This window comes from Streptomyces sp. NPDC107521, from assembly GCF_055598485.1.
In genome coordinates this window covers 32878-49512 of the sequence record NZ_JBVKAT010000007.1, presented here as the reverse complement: position 1 = coordinate 49512, position 16635 = coordinate 32878, and the positions used below count along the sequence as shown (strand labels likewise).

The window sequence follows — 16635 nt, the reverse complement described above, 5'->3', positions numbered from 1 at the left end:
CGCACGCCGGGGAGCGCATATGCACATCAGGGGCGACCACGTCGAGCTGGTCGTCGGGGGCCGCCTCGACGTCCGCAGCGCGGCGGACGCCCGTACGGTCCTGCACTCGGCCGTCGACGACGGGGTCGGCGACCTCGTGCTGGACCTGTCAGAGCTGGACTCCTGGGACGCCACCGGGCTCGGAGTGATCATGGGGGCGCACCGCCGGGCCGGGCGCCGCGGGCGACGGCTGGTCCTGCGCGACGTGCCGCCGCAGATGCAGCGCCTCCTGGTGGCCACCCGGCTGCACCGCATCCTCGCGATCGAGGGCGGCATCGGCGTGGAGAGCCTGCCGAGGGTGTGACCCCTCCGGCGCCGGGGTCCCGCCGGCCGGGCGCGGCCCCTGGGGCGCGTGCCGGTGGCGGTCGCGAGGCCGGTGACGGCGCCGGCGGCGGGTGACGGCCGGTGGAAGCCGGCGCGGTGACGCCCCTCCCCGCGGGTGACCGGGGTGACCGGGACGCCGCGCGGGGCCGGGTTGTCGTGCGGGCGGGCGCCGGGCGCGGAGCGCGGAGATGCACACGGCGGGCACGGGCGCGGGTCGGCCCCGCCGGTGCGCTCCGGCGGGCGGCGGCGCGGGCCGGGACCCGGCGAATCCGCCCTCCGCACGCAATCCTCACGAGACCGTGATGTCCCGGGCGGGCCGGTACCCCGGCCTGTCGGTGATACTGGGCGAAGGTTTAGGGTCTGGCTGCCCGCCGACTCGCGACCCACTGGCGGGCCCGGACCAGAGGCGACAGCGCGGTGTGCGGCAAGGCCGGGAGGGGACGGCCCCGACCGGGGCCCGGCACACGACGCTTTTGGGGGCTTGGACCGATGGACCCGAACACCCGGGGACCCGAGGAGCGCCGGAACGGCGACGGCCGCGCGCCGCGCCCGCGTCCGTCCAGGGACCCCCTGGCGGCCGACTTCGGGCAGCCCGCGCTCGCCCGCACGGCACGGCTGCACACCGGGGACCTGCTGCTCACCGTCAACCCCGTCGACGGCAGCGAGATAGAGGTCTGTCCGCCGCCCGCCCGCCCCGGGCCGCCCGCCCGCCGCACCGCCGCGGAGCGCGCCGAGGCGGACCGCGACGCCGCGCCGTCCGCCCCGGCGGGGACCGCCACGCCCCTCCTCGCCCCCGACGCCCGCCGCGACGAGCGCGAACGGCTGGTCGGCCTGCTCGCCCGGGGGCGCTCCGTCCGCCTCACCGGTCCCGAGGGCTCCGGCCGCAGCAGCCTCCTCGGTCTCGTCGCCGGGGACTGCGCCGCTCTCGCGCCCGACGGCGTCGTCCGCCTCAGCGGCTTCCACCGGAGCGCCGAGGACCTGCTCCACGACCTCTTCCACGCCGTCCACCACGCCCCCGGGTACCACCCGGACCGGGACCAACTGGCCGCGCACGTCCGGGACATCGGAGCCGTCGTCGTCCTCGACGACCTGGAGTTCGGCGGCGACGCGCTGGACGGGCTGCTGGCCGCCACCCCCGAGTGCGCCTTCCTCCTCGCCGCCGCCCCCGACGTGCCCGCGCCCTCCGCCGCGGCCGCCGTCGAGGAGGTCGCCCTCGCCGGACTGGACCGTGCCGCGGGCGCGGAACTGCTGAAACGTGCCGCCGGGCGGAGCCTCACCCACGAGGAGGTCACCTGGGCCGGTGACCTCTGGTTCGAGTCCGAGGGCCTGCCGCTGCGGTTCGTGCAGGCCGGCGCCCTGCTGCGGGACCGCGACCGCAAGCGGGCCGGGGCCGCCGGTGACCTCGGCGCCGCCGGGGAGTCCCCGGCCCCCGGCGAGCCCGGTGAAGCCGACGCGCCCGGTGGAGCCGGTGAACTCCGGTCCCACGAGGGCGAGGACGCCGCCGGGGACGCCCGGCCCGGCGGGGACGACGCGCCCCGCGACGCCGTGGCCGACGACCCGTCAGGGACCGCGCCCGCGCCGCCGCTGCCCTCGGTCGGCGAGGCCGCCGCGCCCGCGCCGCTGCTCGCCGCCGGACTGAGCGAAGCGGCCCGCGCCACCCTGGAGTTCGCCGTCGCCCTCGGGGGCGAGGTGCCCCACCAGGCGCATCTGCCCGCCCTGGTCGGCGACACCCACGCGGACGCCGCCCTGGGCGAGCTGACCGGCTGCGGACTGCTCACCCCCGTCGGCTCCCGCCACCGGCTCGCGGCCGGTGTCCTCGGCCAGTTGGAGGACGCCGGCTACGCCGACGCCCTCGCCGACCGCGCCCTGGCCGCCGCCCGGCACTACACCTGGTGGACCGGGCACCCCTCGGTCACCCCCGACCGCGTCCGCGCCGAGGCCGACGCGGTGCTGGCCGCGCTCACCGCCCTCGCCGCGCTCACCCCGGCGGCCGGCGCGGAGGCGCCGGAGGCGGCCGGGACCGGCCCGTCGGAGCCGGACGGGCGGGCGGACGACGAGGGCGTCCCCGCCGTCCTGCTGGCCCGCGCGGCGGCGCCCGCCCTCGCCGCCGGGCCGCACTGGAGCGCCTGGGAGCGGGCGCTGCGAGCCGGGGCCGAGGCGTCCCTGCGCGCCGGTGACGTCGCCGGACAGGCCTACTTCCGCCATGAGCTGGGCGTGCTCGCCCTGTGCGGGGGACAGCTCGACCGGGCCCGCGCCGAGCTGGAGGCGTCCATCGCGCTGCGCGGCGCGCTCTCCGACCGGCGCGGTGCCGTGGCCGGGCGGCGCGCCCTGGCCCTGGTCGCCGACCGCTCCGGGGACACCCCCGGCCCGTTCGTCCCGGAGGCCGGGCCCGCCGGCGCCACCGCCGCCGGTTTCGGCACCCTCGCCCTGCCGGGCGGTCCCGGCGCCGCCGGTTCCGGTCCGGCGGCGCGGCGGGAGCCGTCCGGCGCGGAGCCGTTCCCGGCGGGGGCGTTCGGGACCGGAGCCTTCGGGGCGGGGCCGTTCGGCGCGGAGCCCGAGGAGCCGGTGACGGCGGTCGTGCCCGCGCCGTTCCCGCCGCTCCAGCCGCCGTCGCACTTCCCGTCCGGCGCCACCCGCCCGGTGCCGAGGGCCGAGCCCGGCGGTGCCCGCGGGGGCGGCGGCATCAAGGGCTTCGCCCGGCGCAATCTGGTGGCCGCCGGGGCGGCGGCCCTGCTGGTCGCCGTGCTGGGCACCGTGGTCACCCTGGGCGCCACCTCGGACCACGACCCCACCGGCCCCGTCGACAGCGTCGGCACCACCCCGGCGGCCACCCGGGACGCCGACGGGGGCGAGCCGGACACCGGCCGCTCCGAGGACGACGGCAGCACCTTCGTGGACGCCGAGCGGACCGCCGGGCCCGCCGTGCCGGACCCCGGGACTCCCACCGGTCCCACCGGGTCCCCGTCGCCCAGCGACTCGGTGGAGCCCTCCGACGAGGCCACCACCCCGGACCCGACCGACGACGGGGACGACGGCGCCACCGACGGCACCGGCACGGGCTCGCCCAGCGGGACGCCCGGCTCGCCGACGCCGACCGGGACCGGGCCGGACCCCACCACGTCGCCCACCGGCGAACCGGACCCGACGGCCACGACGGCGACGGAGGAGCCGCCCACCGACGGCACCTCCACGGAGGCCGAACCGCCGGTGCCGCCGCAGACGGACACCGCCTCCGGGCCCGTCGGCGCCCCGGCCACGGCCGTCTCCCCTGACCCCGGCCCGGGGAGCGGCTCCCCGGGCGGCGCCGAGGACCTCCTCGTCCCGGTGCCGGGCCGGACCACCGACCCGATGATCTGAGCCCGGCCCGCCGCCGGTCCCGCTGCCCCGTCCTGCCCTCCCCGCGCCCCGTCCCCGCGTCCGCGCCGCACCCCCGCGGCGGCCCCCGGAGTAACCGCTCCGTGGCGCCCACCGCCGCAGTAACCGCTCCGTGGCGCTCCCGCAGTACCGCTCCGCGGCGTCCGCCCGCCGTACGGGTGCGCGGCGCGGTGACGGCCGCCGTGCCCCGCCCGTACGCGGCGCGGTGACGGCCGTCCGGTCCCGGCCCGTCACCGGCAGCCCGTGGGCGGGGCCCCGCCGGTCACCGCCCGCGCACGGCGAAGGGCCGGGTCCGTGGTCCGGACCCGGCCCCGTGCGGGGAGGCCCCGCTCAGAACAGGCGCAGCTTGTCGTCCTCGATGCCGCGCAGGGCGTCGTAGTCCAGGACGTGGCAGCCGATGCCGCGGTCCGTGGCCAGCACCCGGGCCTGCGGCTTGATCTCCTGGGCGGCGAAGACACCGCGCACCGGGGCGAGGTGGGGGTCGCGGTTGAGCAGCTCCAGGTAGCGGGTGAGCTGCTCGACGCCGTCGATCTCGCCGCGCCGCTTGATCTCGATGGCGACGGTCCCCCCGGCGGCGTCCCGGCACAGGATGTCGACCGGGCCGATGGCCGTCGGGTACTCGCGGCGGATCAGGGTGTAGCCCTCACCGAGCGTCTCGATGCGGTCGGCCAGCAGCTCCTGGAGGTGCGCTTCCACGCCGTCCTTGATCAGGCCGGGATCGACGCCCAGCTCGTGCGAGGAGTCGTGGAGGACTTCCTCCATCGTGATGATGAGCTTCTCGCCCGCCTTGTTGACGACGGTCCAGATCCCCGCCTCGTCACCCCCGCCCTCCTTGAGGGTGCAGGGCGGCGACATCCAGTTGAGGGGCTTGTAGGCCCGGTCGTCGGCGTGGATCGACACGCTGCCGTCGGCCTTGACCAGGATCAGGCGGGGGGCCGAGGGGAGATGGGCGGTGAGCCGCCCCGCGTAGTCGACGGAGCAGCGGGCAATGACGAGACGCATGGTCGGCAACGCTACTCGACGCGCCCGCCCCGGCGCGATTCGCCCGCCCCGGACCGGCCCGCCCCGCCGCCCGGCGGTCCGGGGGGTCCGTCCCACTTCTCCCATTGGCCCCGACTTCGGCACTGGCCGATTGTGTGCCTACCGCTTGATGTTCATACCGGCGTTCTCCTGGTGCCGTCACGTTCGGTTGCTTACGGTGGTGAACGGGAGGTCGCGAGGCGTGTACGCAGCGTGATCGGTTTCGTGCCCTCCTTTTACTGTCCGGCAACCCCTGCTGGTCGGGGGTGCGAGAGGAGAACCCATGTCGCTCGACGTCTCACCGGCCCTACTGGAAAAGGCCGAGCGAGGCGAGGTCGACGAAGCAGAATTCGTCGACTGCGTCCGGACCTCCCTTCCCTACGCGTGGGAGATGATCAGCTCCCTGGTGGCCCAGCTGAAGGTCGACGGCGGTGTCTTCGCCGACAACCAGACGCCTCCGCCGGACGAGCAGGCGCGCGGCCAGTTGCTGCGCGCGCTCGCGAGCGACGCGATCCGCGGCGCTCTGCAGCGGCACTTCGGAGTGCGGCTGGCCTTCCAGAACTGCCACCGGGTGGCGGTGTTCCCGACCGACTCCTCGGCGGACGAGAGGCTGTCCCGCTTCACCTCGGTGAGGGGCCAGTTGCTGAACCAGTCGCCGGAACTGCGCGACTGCTGACCCGCCGGCCGTCGGCCCGCCGCTCCGCGCCCGGGAGGTGCGTCAGTACCGGAGCGGCGGGCCGCCCGCGCGGCCCGGCGGTCCGGCCCCCGGGGGGACCGGGGCCGGGCCGCCGGGGCGGCGCGGGATCAGGGGCGCGGCGCGGGCTCAGGAGAGCCGGGGGAGCACCTCGGCGCCCAGCCGCCGGACGTTCTCCTCGGTCGCCGCGAGATCGCCGGAGCCCTCGACGAGCAGGGCGAAGCGCGTGATGCCGGTCCGCTCGCCGGTCGCCGCCAGCCGGTCCGCGCAGAGCCCGGGCGGTCCCACCGGATGGAGCCCGCAGAGCAGCTCGGTGTACGCCAGCGGGTCGCGCATCCGCCGGGGGCGCCCGTCCACCGTGACATGGGCGCCGAGCCCCTGGCGCAGCCAGCCCGGCATGGCCTTCTCCAGGGCCTCCGCCGCGTCCGCCCGCCGGTCCGCGATCTGGCAGACCCCGGCCGACACATGGCCCGCCGCCGCGGCCTCGTCCGCCGGGACACCGGCCGCGCGGGCGTGGCGCCGCCACAGGGCGACCATCTCGGCCTTCTCCTCGTCCCCGACGTGCATCCCGAGCAGCATCGGCAGCCCCCGCTCGGCGGCCAGCCGCACGCTCACCGGGGAGGTGCAGGCGACGACCACCTCCGGGCCCGGGGTCTCGGCCAGCGCCTCCGAGGGGCGCGGCACGACCGGCACCTCGCGGAAGCGGAAGCGGTCCCCCGAGGCGCCGACGGACGGTTCGCGCAGCCAGCGCATCAGCAGATCGAGTGACTCCGGGAACCCGTTCTCGTACGCCGCGAGGCCGCCGCCGAACACCTCCAGGTCGACCCAGGGGCCGCCGCGCCCCACGCCCAGCGAGAACCGGCCGCCGCTGGTGATGTGCAGCAGTGCGGCCTGCTCGCCCAGGGCGACGGGGTGCGCGGTGGGCAGCACGCTGACCGCGGTGCCGACCCGGATGCGGCGGGTGCGGCCCAGCAGCAGCGCCGCCAGCGTCACCGCCGACGGGCAGGTGCCGTACGGGACGAAGTGGTGCTCGGCCAGCCAGACCGCGTCGAGCCCCGACTCCTCCGCGACCTCGGCCGTGCGGACCGCGCGGTGCAGCGCCTCCCCGTGGCCCTGGCCCGGGAACTGGGCGCCCAACACGAAAGTACCTACGCGCATGCTCTTCCTGCTTCCTCGGCCCCGACCCGGAGCTCCCCCGCAGGGCATAACCGCCCGACACGTGCCGAGGACACGGTGGGCTCGGGGAGATTTGCGGATTGTCTGCAGAATCGCTCGTCGCGCCGGGGCGCCGCTCCCCGCCGCGTACGCTGGACGGGCCCGTCCCCGCACAGCTCCGAGAGGTGTCCGAGTGTCCCCGCGTCGCAACCGACCCAAGGGAGCAGGTCCGTCCGGCCGGAGCGCCGAGGACGACGACCCGGGCCGCTACGGCGGCTGGCAGTCGTCCGAGGACTGGCAGGGCGAGGAGTGGAACGTGCGGCACGTGGCGGGCGCCAGCGCGCGGGGCAAGGCGTACCGCTGCCCCGGCTGCGACCAGATGATCCCGGACGGCGTCCCGCACGTGGTGGCCTGGCCCGACCACGCGGGCGTCGACGACCGCCGGCACTGGCACAAGGCCTGCTGGAACGCGCGGGACCGCCGCACCACGCGGGTGCGGCGGTCCCGTAACGCGCCGAAGTTCTGAGCCGGGGCGGGCGCCCGGCCGGTCAGACGTCCCGCTGCTCCAGCAGGGCGAAGGCGGCGCCGAACGCCACGGCCGTCACCCCGAGCATGATCCACAGCGGGTCCCAGCCCGAGGGGCCGGTGTCGCTCAGCGAGGTGGAGTAGAAGACGCCGAGCTGGTTGGGGATCGAGTACTCGAACAGGGCGAGCTGGAGGCGCTCCAGCGAGGACGAGAACATGAACAGCGCGATCACCAGCGGGGCGAGGACCAGCCCGATCATGATGGTGATGGCGCCCGCCGAGTGGCGCATGATCGAGCCGATGGCCAGCGACAGCAGGCCGAGCAGCGCGATGTAGAGCGAGATGCCCACGGTGGCCTTGAGCCACTCCTCGCCCGTCGGGTCCGCGGCGCCGTTGCCCTCCAGCATCGACGCGTGGGCCAGCGCGACCAGGGTCACGGCGACCAGCGTCACCGAGAAGGCCACCAGGAAGAAGACCAGCGCCTTGGCCGCGAGCACCCGGCCGCGGCTGGGGCAGGCGGTCATGGTGGTGCGGATCATGCCGGTGCCGTACTCGGAGGCGGTGGTCAGCACGCCGAGCGTGATGACGCACATGCTGCCGAGCAGCAGCCCGAACATGCCGAGGCTCAGCGGGCTCTCGCCCGACGCGTCCGCGTCGGAGCTCGCCACGATCGCTCCGGCCGCCAGGCCGATGCCGATGACCAGCAGGACGAAGACGCCCAGGGTCCACATCGTCGAGCGCACCGACCGGATCTTCGTCCACTCGGAGGCCAGTGCGTGCCCGAGGTGGGTGCGCACCACCGGGATGGGCGAGGTGTAGGTCGGATACGGCGCGGCGTGGGCCGCCGGATGGGTGCCGGGGGCGGCCTGCGGCGTCGGGGGCTGGGGCGTGCTCATCGGGAGTCCTCGGGCTGGCTCGGGTCGGTGGCGGGCACGGGCGCGGGCGCCGGTGCGTCGGCCGGGGCGGGCGGGGCCGTGGCCGCCGCGGGCGGGGCCGCCTGGCCCGGCGGAGTGCCCTGGGGCGGCGGCGGGGCGTACCAGCCGGGCTGGCCCTGGCCCGGCACCGGCACCGGGGGCTGCGCGCCGGGCGGCAGCGGCTGCTGGAGCCCGGCCCTCTGGTCGACGGTCGAGCGGTAGTCGACGGCGCCCTGCGTCATCCGCATGTACGCCTCCTCCAGCGACGCCTGGTGCGGGGACAGCTCCCACAGCCGTACGTCCGTCCCGTGGGCGAGGTCGCTGATGCGGGGCAGCGGCAGCCCGGTCACCCGGAGCGCGCCGTCCTGCTCGGGCAGCACATGACCGCCGGCGCCGGTCAGCGCGGAGATGAGCTTCTCGCGCGGTTCCGGCTCGCCGTCCGGGGTGCGGACCCGCGCGAAGTCCGCGGAATTGGCCGAAATGAAGTCCTTGACACTCATGTCGGCGAGCAGCTGGCCGCGCCCGATCACGATCAGGTGATCGGCGGTCAGCGCCATCTCGCTCATCAGATGGGAGGAGACGAAGACGGTGCGGCCCTCGGCCGCGAGCGCCCTCATCAGATTGCGCACCCAGAGGATGCCCTCCGGGTCGAGGCCGTTGACCGGCTCGTCGAACAGCAGCACCTGGGGGTCGCCGAGCAGCGCCGCGGCGATGCCGAGCCGTTGGCCCATGCCGAGGGAGAAGCCCTTGGAGCGCCGCTTGGCCACGTCCTGGAGGCCCACCACGCCGAGCACCTCGTCGACCCGGCGGGCCGGGATGCCGGAGAGCTGGGCGAGGCTCAGCAGGTGGCTGCGGGCGGACCGCCCGCCGTGCACCGCCTTGGCGTCGAGCAGCGCGCCGACCTGGCGGGGGGCGTTCGGCAGCCTGCGGTACGGGTAGCCGCCGATCGTCACATGGCCCGCGGTGGGGTTGTCCAGGCCGAGCACCATCCGCATCGTCGTCGACTTGCCCGAGCCGTTGGGGCCCAGGAAGCCGGTGACGGCGCCGGGCCGCACCTGGAAGGACAGGTTGTGCACAGCGGTCTTGTCGCCGTAGCGCTTGGTGAGGCCGACTGCTTCGATCATGCTCCGCACCCATCGAAAGGTTCAGGACAGCGGGGCATCAGCCCCCGTAAGGGTTAGGAGGATACCGAGGCGCTGACGGTTCCGTTCAAACGCGGGTAAAATCGGGCGGGATCGGAACCGATGGGCCGGATCACGCATCCCGGTGCCTCAGCACCAGAAATCCGCCGAGCAGCGCCGCCGCCACCCACAGCGCCATGATGCCGAGCCCGCCCCAGGGGCCGTAGGGCGGCTCGCGGTCGACCGGGGTGACGACCTGCATGATCCGGCTGCCCGCCTGGTCGGGCAGGTACTGGCCGACCTTCCTGGTCACGTCCACGTTGCCGAGGATGTTGGAGATCAGGAAGAAGAACGGCATCAGGATGCCGAGCGAGAGCATGGGGGAGCGCAGCATCGCGGCGACGCCCATCGAGAACATCGCGATCAGCGTCATGTAGAGCCCGCCGCCGATCACCGCGCGCAGCACGCCCGGATCGCCGAGGGAGGCCCTGAGGTCCCCGAGCATCGCCTGGCCGAGGAAGAAGGCCAGGAAGGCGGTGACCAGGCCGACGGCCAGGGCGAGCGCGGCGGCCACCGCGACCTTGCTGAACAGGAAGGTGCCGCGCTGCGGCACGGCCGCCAGCGAGGTGCGGATCATTCCGGAGCTGTACTCGTTCGCCACCACCAGCACCCCGAACACGATCATCGCGAGCTGGCCGAGGCTCATCCCGGCGAAGCTGACGTAGGTGGGGTCGAAGGAGAGCCGGTCCCGGGGGCTCATGCTGCCGAACTCGTTCCGGGACAGCACCGAGATCAGTATGCCGAGGGCGACGGAGACGACCACGGCGAGGGACAGCGTCCACACCGTGGACGCCACCGAGCGGATCTTGGTCCACTCCGACCGTACGACCTGCGCCGCCGCCGTGCTCATCGCTGCCTCCACTCGCTGCCCCAGCCCTGCCGCGGACCCGGCGCCCCCGGCCGTTCCGGCGGCCCGGCCGCCCCCGCCGTCACGTCCGGTGCCGCCGTTCCGCCCGGTCCCGCGGTCCCGTCCGGTCCGGCCGCCCCGGAGAGCGGCGCGGCGGGCTGTCCGTCGTGCGCGTGGTACTCCACCGACCCCGCCGTCAGCCGCATGAACGCCTCCTCCAGCGAGGCGCGCTGCGGACTCAGCTCGTGCAGCGTGATCCCGTGCCGCGCGGCCAGCTCCCCGACCGCCTCCGACTCGGCGCCGTCCACCTCCAGCACCCCGCCGCCGCCCTCGACGGCCGTCAGCCCCGCCCCGCGCAGCGCGTCCAGCAGACGCTCGCGCTCGGGGGCGCGGACCCGGACGTAGCCGCGCGAGTTCTCCGCGATGAAGTCCGCCATCGAGGTGTCGGCCAGCAGCCGGCCCTGACCGATCACCACCAGATGATCGGCGGTCAGCGCCATCTCGCTCATCAGATGTGAGGAGACGAAGACCGTGCGGCCCTGTGCCGCCAGCGACTTCATCAGGTTCCGGATCCAGTGGATGCCCTCGGGGTCGAGACCGTTCACCGGCTCGTCGAACATCAGGATGCGCGGATCCCCGAGCAGCGCTCCCGCGATCCCCAGCCGCTGGCCCATGCCGAGCGAGAAGCCCTTCGCCTTCTTCCGCGCCACCGGCGTCAGCCCGACCGTGTCCAGCACCTCGTGCACCCGCCGCGCCGGAATCCCGTTGGCCTGCGCCAGGCACAGCAGATGGTTGAAGGCGCTGCGCCCGCCGTGCATCGCCTTCGCGTCCAGCAGCGCGCCGACCCGGGTCAGCGGGTCCTTCAGTCGGTCGTAGCGCCGCCCTTCGATGCGGACGTCCCCCGAGGTGGGCCGGTCCAGACCGAGCACCATCCGCATGGTGGTGGACTTGCCCGCGCCGTTGGGACCGAGGAAGCCGGTGATGATGCCGGGCCTGACGGTGAAGGTGAGGTCGTCGACGGCGACCCTGTCGCCGTACCGCTTCGTCAGCCCGTCCAGCTCGATCATGCGGCCCACGCTAGAACGGGACGGGGCCCCCTGCCACCGCAGTGGCAGGGGGCCCCGCCGGTGCTCCTCACCCGTCCGGCCGGGTGTGCCCGGGCGTCAGCGCGACTGCTGGGCCGGCACTCCGCGGGAGACCGACTCGTCCTCGACGGGCGAACCCGCCGCCGCCACCGCGGCACCCGTGAGCGTCGCCAGCATCTCGCGCACGTTGGTGAGCTGCGCGTTGATGGAGTCGCGACGGTTGGTCAGGGCCGCCAGCTCACGCTCGGACTCCGAACGGATGCGGTCGGCCTTGGTGTTGGCGTCGGCCACGATGTCCTCGGCCTGGCGCTGCGCCGTCTCCACGGTCTGGCGGGCGCGGCGCTCGGCGTCCGTGCGCAGCTTCTCCGCCTCCAGCCGGAGCTGCTCCGCCCGGTGCTCGATCTCCGCGAGCCGCTTCTCCGCCTTGGCCTGACGGGAGGCCAGGTCGCGCTCGGACTGCTCGCGGCGCTTGGCCAGGTTCGTCTCGAAGTCGGCGGCGGCCTGCGCGGCCTTGGCGCGGGTCTCCTCGAAGAGGGCGTCCGCCTCCTCGCGCTTGGACTGCGCGTCCTTCTGCGCCTCGGCCCTGAGCTGCGACGCGTCGCTCTTGGCCTTCTCGACGATCCGGATGCCCTCGTCCTCGGCCTTGGCCTTGCGCTCGCTCGCGTAGGACTCGGCCTCGTTGCGGACCTGCTGGGCGGACGCCTCGGACAGCTCGCGGTGCTGCTCGGCCGCGCGACGGGCCTCCTCACGCAGGTCCTTCGCCTCCTCCTCGGCCAGGCGCAGGATCTTCTCGACCCGGGCACCGAGACCGGCGTACGACGGCTCGGCGTCGCTGACCTGGGCCTGGGCGTTCTGGGTCTCGAGGTGGAGTTCCTCGATCCGCTTTTCCAGGGCGGTGATACGGGTGAGAGCGCTGTCACGGTCGGAGACGAGCTTGGAGATCCGTTCGTCCACCTGAGCGCGGTCGTACCCACGCCGCACAAGCTCGAATCCGTATGGGGAAGTGTCGCTCATGGGGTTCCTGTCGAAAGAGACCGGTGAGGTGATAGGGGGAATCCTAGGCGCCGATGCGGTGTGTCATCGAGCGGTTGCGCTGTTGATCTGGAGAATCACACCTCTTTTGAGTGGCTGGCTTCCGGAAGGCTTGCCAAAGGTCTGATCAGAGCATCGAACCGGGGTGTGGTCAAATACCCCAGGACACTACGAAACCGCCCCCCACGCTAGCTGTCTGACGACTTGCCACCCGAACGAGGGGCCCCCACGGTGGCATTCGCCTTCCCCCCGTTCTCCTTCACCCCCGTCGGCGCCTCGAAGGACTCCAGCGCCTCCAGGACGTCCTGCACCCTGGAGATCTCGGCGTTGATGTCCTGGCGGCGGCGCACCAGCGTGTCCAGTTCGCGCTTGCCCTCCTCGACCGTGCGCCGTGCCTCGCGGATCGCCTCGGCCTTGATCGCCTCGGCCTCCTTGGTCAGCGAGGACGTCTTCGCCTCGGCCTCCTTGAGCAGCCCCTCGGCCTTCCGCACGGCGGCGATGCGCACCTTGCCCGCCTCCGAACCGGCCTCGGAGACCAGCTCCTCGGCCTTCGCCTCCGCCTTCGCGAGCTGCTCCTCGGCCGCCTTGATGAGCGCGTCGCACCGGTCGCCGGCCGACTTCATCGTCTCGGCCGCCTCCCGGCGGGCCCGCTCGTGCAGCTCCTCGATCTCGGAGGTCAGCCGGTCGCGCAGCTCCTCCGCGCGCTCCCTTATGGCCGTCGCGTCCCGGCGGGCCCCGACCAGCAGCTCGTCGGCGTCCGTACGGGCCCGCTCCACCCGGGTGTTGCCCTCGATGGCCGCCTCCGCGACGATCCGCTCGGCCTCCGTACGGGCCGCGCCCACCATGGTGTCGGCCTGCGCCTCGGCGTCCGCCGTCGTCGTCTGCGCCTGCTGCCGCGCCTCGGCCAGCAGCTTGTCGGCCTCCGCCGCGGTCTCGGTGATCAGCGTGTCGACCTGCTCGGCGGCCTCCGAACGCCGCTTGTTGGCGTCCTTGCGGGCCTCGTCGAGGGTGCGCTCGGCCTCCTCCCGGGCCGCCGCGGTGACCCGCTCCGCCTCCCGGGCCGCCTCCGCGCCGGCCCGCTCCGCCCCGGCGCGCACCCGCTCCGCGTGCTGCTGGGCCGACCCCACCGTCTCGGCGGCCTCGGCCCGCAGCCGCTCCGCCTCCCCGGTGGCCTCCGACACCAGCCGCTCGGCACGGGCGGTGGCCTCCGAGCGCAGCCGGTCGGCCTCCGTCACCGACTCCGTCAGCAGCCGGTCCGCCTCGCCCGCGGCCTCGGTACGGACCCGCTCCGCCTCGGCCGCGGTCTCCGTACGGACCCGCTCCGCCTCGGCCGCGGTCTCCGTACGGACCCGCTCCGCCTCGGCCGTCGCCTCGGTACGGACCCGCTCCGCCTCCGCGGCCGTCTCCGCCGCCAGCCGCTCGGTCTCGGCCGCCGTCGTCGTCGTGAGCCGCTCGGCCTCCGACCGCGCCTCGGTGATCAGGGTGTCCGCCTGCGCCGCAGCGTCGGACCGGATGCGGTTGGCGTCCTCCCGGGCGTCCGCCCGGGTCCGCGCCGCGCCGCGCTCCGCCTCGGCGATGGTGTCCGAGGCCTCCGTGCGCAGCCGCTGGACGTGCTCCGCCGCGTCCGCCCGGACCCGCTCGGCCTGCTCGACGGCCTCGGTCACGGTCCGCTCGGCCAGCGCCTTGGCGGCCTCCGACTCCTCCCGCGCCTCGCGGCGCAGCCGGGAGGCGTCCTCGCCCGCCCGCTCCCGCTCCGCGTGGGCGTCGGAGCGGACCCGGTCGGACTCCTCGCCCGCCTCGCGCCGGGTGCGCTCCGCCGCGTGCTCGGCGGCGCTGCGCAGTCCGGCGATCTCCTCCTGCGCCTGCTCGTGCAGCCCGGCGACCGACTCCCGCACCTGCGTCGCGTGCTGCTCGGCGGCGGCCACCATCTCCGTCGCGCGCCGCTCGGCCTCCTCGACCAGGCGGACCGCCTCGGCCTGCGCCTCCTCCACCCGGGTGCGAGCCGAGGCCAGCAGCTCCTCGCTCTGCTCCCGGGCCCGCTCCCGCTCCTGCCCGGCCTCCTGGCGGGCGGCGCCGAGCGTCTCCTCGGCCTCGCGACGGCGCCGGGCCGCCTCCTCCTGCGCGGCGGCCAGCGTCTCCGACGCCTCCGCCGAGATCCGCTCGGCCGCGGCCCCCGCCTCCGCGCGCACCCGGTCGGCGGTGTCCTGCGCCTCCGACTTCAGCCGCTCCGCCTCGCTCGCCGCCTCCGCCCGCAGCCGCACGGCGACGGACTCGCCCTCGGCACGGGAGGCGGCGGCGTCCGCGCCGGCCTCGGTGCGCAGCCGCTCGGCCTCCGCCTCGGCCTGCTGCTGGAGCGCCCGGACCCGCTCGGCGGCCTCGGTGCGCAGCCGCTCGCTCTCCTCGCCGGCCTCCCGGCGGATGCGCGCGGCCTCCTCGCGGGCCCCGGCCAGCGCCTCGTCGGCCGACGTGCGGCGCTCCTCGGCCTCCGCCTGGAGCCGCGCGGCCTCCTCGGCCGCTTCCGCCCGCCGGGCCGCCATGGCCCGCTCGGTCTCCTCGCGCAGCTCCCGGGCGGCCCGCTCGGCCTCCTCCTGGAGCGCCTCCACCCGCTCGGCGGCCTCCGCGCCCTGCCGCTCGGCGTCGGCGCGGGCCCGCTCCAGCGTCTCCTCGGCCTGGCGGCGCAGCGACGTCGCCCGCTCGATCGCCTCGGTGCGGACCTTCTCGCTGTCCGCCGTCGAAGCCCGCCGCAGCTCGTCGGCGTCGGCCTTCGCCTTGGCGAGCAGCTCCTCGGCGGACTTCGCCGCCTCCTCGATCTGCGCCACCGCCTCCTTGCGGGCCCCGGCGCGGATCTTCTCGCCCTCGGCCACCGCGTCGGCCCGGAGCTGCTCGGCCTCGCCGCGCAGCCGGCGCGCCTCCTCCTGCAGCTCGACGGTCTTGGCGCGGTACTCCTTGGTGTCGTCCTTCGCCGCGCCCTTGAGCTGTGCGGCGATGTCGTGCGCCTCGGCCCGCAGCCGGTCCGACTCGGCCTCGGCCTCGCCGCGGATCCGCTCGGCCTCCTCGGCGGCGGCCCGGGTGGTCCGCTTGGCCTCCTCGGACGCCTTGTTCAGCACGTCCTCGGCGGTCCTCGCCGCCTTCGACAGCTGGGTGGCCGACTCCTCGGCGGTCAGCGTCCGGGCCTTCTCGACGGCCTCGGCGACGACCTTCTCGGCCTCCGCGCGGGCGTCCGCGACCACCTGCTCGGCCTCGGCCCGCGTCGACTCGGCGTCCTTCGTGGCCTCGCCGACCAGCCGGGCGACCTGCTCCTTCGCCGTCCGGGTGCGCTGCTCGTTGGCGGACTCGGCGCTCGCCAGGGCCTTGGCCGCCGCCTCGGTCGCCTCCGTGACCAGCTTCTCGGCCTCGGACTGCGCCGTGCGCAGCGCCTCCTCGGCCTCCGTCATGCGCTGCTCGGCGGCCCGGCTCAGCTCCTGGGCCTCCCGGCGGCTGGTCTCCGACTCGGCCGCCGTGGTGCTGCGCACCTGCTCGGCGTGGTCGGTGGCCTCCTGCGCCTGGGTGGAGGCGGCGTTCAGCAGCCGCTCGGCGTCCGCGCGGGCCCGGCGCAGGAGCTGCTCGGCCTCGGAGCGGGCGCTCTCCGCCTCGCCGCGCAGCCGCTGCCGCGCCTCGCCCGTCACCCGTTCGGCCTCCGCGCGGGCGGTGGCCAGGGCCTGCTCGGCCTCGGCGCGGGACTCGTCGAGCAGCCGGCGGGCCTGCTGCTCGGTCCGGGCCCGCAACTGCTCGGCCCACGACACGTTCTCGTTGACGTGCGCCTCGACGGTCTGGCGGCGCTCGGCCAGCTCCTGGTCGAGCTGCTGGCGCCGGGTGACGGCCTCCTGGTGCAGCTCGGCCTGGAGACGGGCGGCCTGCTCCGCGTGCTCCTGGAGGATGCGCTGGGTCTGCGCGCGCGCCTGGCTCAGCTCCCGCTCGGCGTCCGCGCGCAGCTGCTCGGCCTGCACCTGCGCGTTCCGCAGCAGCTGCTCGGCCTGGTACCCGAGGTCGCCGCCGTCGAAGGCGGGCCGGGACATGATGGTGCGCCGCGCCTCGTGCAGCTTGGCGCGCAGCACCTCGACCTGGTAGCCGAGGTCCTCGGCGTGCTGGATCGCCTTTTCCCGCTCGGTCCTCAGCCGCTTCATCTCGGCCTCGAACCGAGAGAGGTGGTCGACGTCAGCCGCCGGCTCTCGCTCCTGGCTCTCGTAGCCCCGCACTGCGCGGTCCCATCCGTCCCCTGGTCGCGAATCTCCTTGACAGGGCTCCGTCCGTCCCGCCGAACGGGGCCCCCGGGGAATGGTGTCAGATCACGGGGGGAGCGGGGGCTGCCGCCCCGTCGCCCGCCCCCCGAAACACGGGCCCCGGCGGTCCCGGCGCCGACGACGACAGGACCGGGTCACCCTGGACTGAGCGGCGACCGCACCCA

At 75.6% G+C, this 16635-nt stretch carries 12 protein-coding genes; 4 read left to right on the top strand and 8 right to left on the bottom strand.

Translation table 11 applies throughout. The features are described 5' to 3' along the window. Positions 1–19 precede the first annotated feature (19 nt). Together ACZ7LB_RS12985 and ACZ7LB_RS12980 are read left to right on the top strand one after the other, a co-directional pair. Positions 20–343 (top strand): STAS domain-containing protein, encoded by a 324-nt coding sequence (locus ACZ7LB_RS12985; RefSeq protein WP_161228015.1) that lies wholly within the window; start codon positions 20–22, stop codon positions 341–343. Positions 344–852: 509 nt separating this feature from the next. Continuing rightward, complete coding sequence (locus ACZ7LB_RS12980) at positions 853–3720, top strand: ATP-binding protein (protein WP_471467695.1); 2868 nt, start codon at positions 853–855, stop codon at positions 3718–3720. Between the two features lie 348 nt (positions 3721–4068). Here ACZ7LB_RS12980 and nucS read toward each other — a convergent pair whose 3' ends face one another. Next, on the bottom strand, positions 4069–4740 hold the full coding sequence (gene nucS / locus ACZ7LB_RS12975) for an endonuclease NucS (RefSeq protein ID WP_471467694.1): 672 nt from the start codon (positions 4738–4740) through the stop codon (positions 4069–4071). A gap of 301 nt (positions 4741–5041) precedes the next feature. Here nucS and ACZ7LB_RS12970 point away from each other — a divergent pair, with 301 nt between their 5' ends. Continuing rightward, a complete protein-coding gene (locus ACZ7LB_RS12970; RefSeq protein ID WP_471467692.1) occupies positions 5042–5434 on the top strand; it encodes an SCO5389 family protein in 393 nt (130 codons plus the stop codon). 147 nt (positions 5435–5581) lie between these two features. On the opposite strand, the gene ACZ7LB_RS12965 is transcribed toward ACZ7LB_RS12970, so the two are convergent. Continuing rightward, complete coding sequence (locus ACZ7LB_RS12965) at positions 5582–6610, bottom strand: LLM class flavin-dependent oxidoreductase (RefSeq protein ID WP_471467690.1); 1029 nt, start codon at positions 6608–6610, stop codon at positions 5582–5584. A 190-nt stretch (positions 6611–6800) separates the two neighbouring features. On the opposite strand from ACZ7LB_RS12965, the gene ACZ7LB_RS12960 reads away from it, so the two are divergent. Then, positions 6801–7133 carry an ATP/GTP-binding protein gene (locus ACZ7LB_RS12960; protein WP_471467688.1) on the top strand — a complete coding sequence of 111 codons (333 nt, stop codon included), beginning with the start codon at positions 6801–6803 and terminating at the stop codon, positions 7131–7133. Between the two features lie 22 nt (positions 7134–7155). Here the strand turns inward: ACZ7LB_RS12960 and ACZ7LB_RS12955 are convergent, their stop codons facing one another. The 6 genes from ACZ7LB_RS12955 to scy all read right to left on the bottom strand — a co-directional run bounded on the left by ACZ7LB_RS12955 (position 7156) and on the right by scy (position 16426). Then, on the bottom strand, positions 7156–8028 hold the full coding sequence (locus ACZ7LB_RS12955; RefSeq protein ID WP_471467686.1) for an ABC transporter permease: 873 nt from the start codon (positions 8026–8028) through the stop codon (positions 7156–7158). After that, positions 8025–9170 carry an ABC transporter ATP-binding protein gene (locus ACZ7LB_RS12950; RefSeq protein WP_471467685.1) on the bottom strand — a complete coding sequence of 382 codons (1146 nt, stop codon included), beginning with the start codon at positions 9168–9170 and terminating at the stop codon, positions 8025–8027. Before ACZ7LB_RS12950 ends, ACZ7LB_RS12955 begins: the two co-directional genes overlap by 4 nt. Before the next feature lie 130 nt (positions 9171–9300). Then, on the bottom strand, positions 9301–10077 hold the full coding sequence (locus ACZ7LB_RS12945) for an ABC transporter permease (protein WP_471467683.1): 777 nt from the start codon (positions 10075–10077) through the stop codon (positions 9301–9303). Beyond that, entirely contained in the window at positions 10074–11141 is a 1068-nt protein-coding gene (locus tag ACZ7LB_RS12940; RefSeq protein WP_471467681.1) for an ABC transporter ATP-binding protein, read from the bottom strand. Before ACZ7LB_RS12940 ends, ACZ7LB_RS12945 begins: the two co-directional genes overlap by 4 nt. A gap of 96 nt (positions 11142–11237) precedes the next feature. Continuing rightward, positions 11238–12173, bottom strand: coding sequence for a coiled-coil domain-containing protein (locus ACZ7LB_RS12935; protein ID WP_161228024.1), 936 nt, complete (start codon positions 12171–12173; stop codon positions 11238–11240). A 206-nt stretch (positions 12174–12379) separates the two neighbouring features. Then, positions 12380–16426, bottom strand: coding sequence for a polarized growth protein Scy (scy, locus tag ACZ7LB_RS12930; RefSeq protein WP_471467679.1), 4047 nt, complete (start codon positions 16424–16426; stop codon positions 12380–12382). Positions 16427–16635 lie beyond the last annotated feature (209 nt).

What these genes read in the sequence shown, in the direction of transcription:
- ACZ7LB_RS12985 (WP_161228015.1), top strand. Translation starts at nt 20, where the DNA reads ATGCACATCAGGGGCGACCACGTCGAGCTGGTCGTCGGGGGCCGCCTC.
- ACZ7LB_RS12980 (WP_471467695.1), top strand. Translation starts at nt 853, where the DNA reads ATGGACCCGAACACCCGGGGACCCGAGGAGCGCCGGAACGGCGACGGC.
- nucS (WP_471467694.1), bottom strand. Translation starts at nt 4,740, where the DNA reads ATGCGTCTCGTCATTGCCCGCTGCTCCGTCGACTACGCGGGGCGGCTC.
- ACZ7LB_RS12970 (WP_471467692.1), top strand. Translation starts at nt 5,042, where the DNA reads ATGTCGCTCGACGTCTCACCGGCCCTACTGGAAAAGGCCGAGCGAGGC.
- ACZ7LB_RS12965 (WP_471467690.1), bottom strand. Translation starts at nt 6,610, where the DNA reads ATGCGCGTAGGTACTTTCGTGTTGGGCGCCCAGTTCCCGGGCCAGGGC.
- ACZ7LB_RS12955 (WP_471467686.1), bottom strand. Translation starts at nt 8,028, where the DNA reads ATGAGCACGCCCCAGCCCCCGACGCCGCAGGCCGCCCCCGGCACCCAT.
- ACZ7LB_RS12950 (WP_471467685.1), bottom strand. Translation starts at nt 9,170, where the DNA reads ATGATCGAAGCAGTCGGCCTCACCAAGCGCTACGGCGACAAGACCGCT.
- ACZ7LB_RS12945 (WP_471467683.1), bottom strand. Translation starts at nt 10,077, where the DNA reads ATGAGCACGGCGGCGGCGCAGGTCGTACGGTCGGAGTGGACCAAGATC.
- ACZ7LB_RS12940 (WP_471467681.1), bottom strand. Translation starts at nt 11,141, where the DNA reads ATGATCGAGCTGGACGGGCTGACGAAGCGGTACGGCGACAGGGTCGCC.
- ACZ7LB_RS12935 (WP_161228024.1), bottom strand. Translation starts at nt 12,173, where the DNA reads ATGAGCGACACTTCCCCATACGGATTCGAGCTTGTGCGGCGTGGGTAC.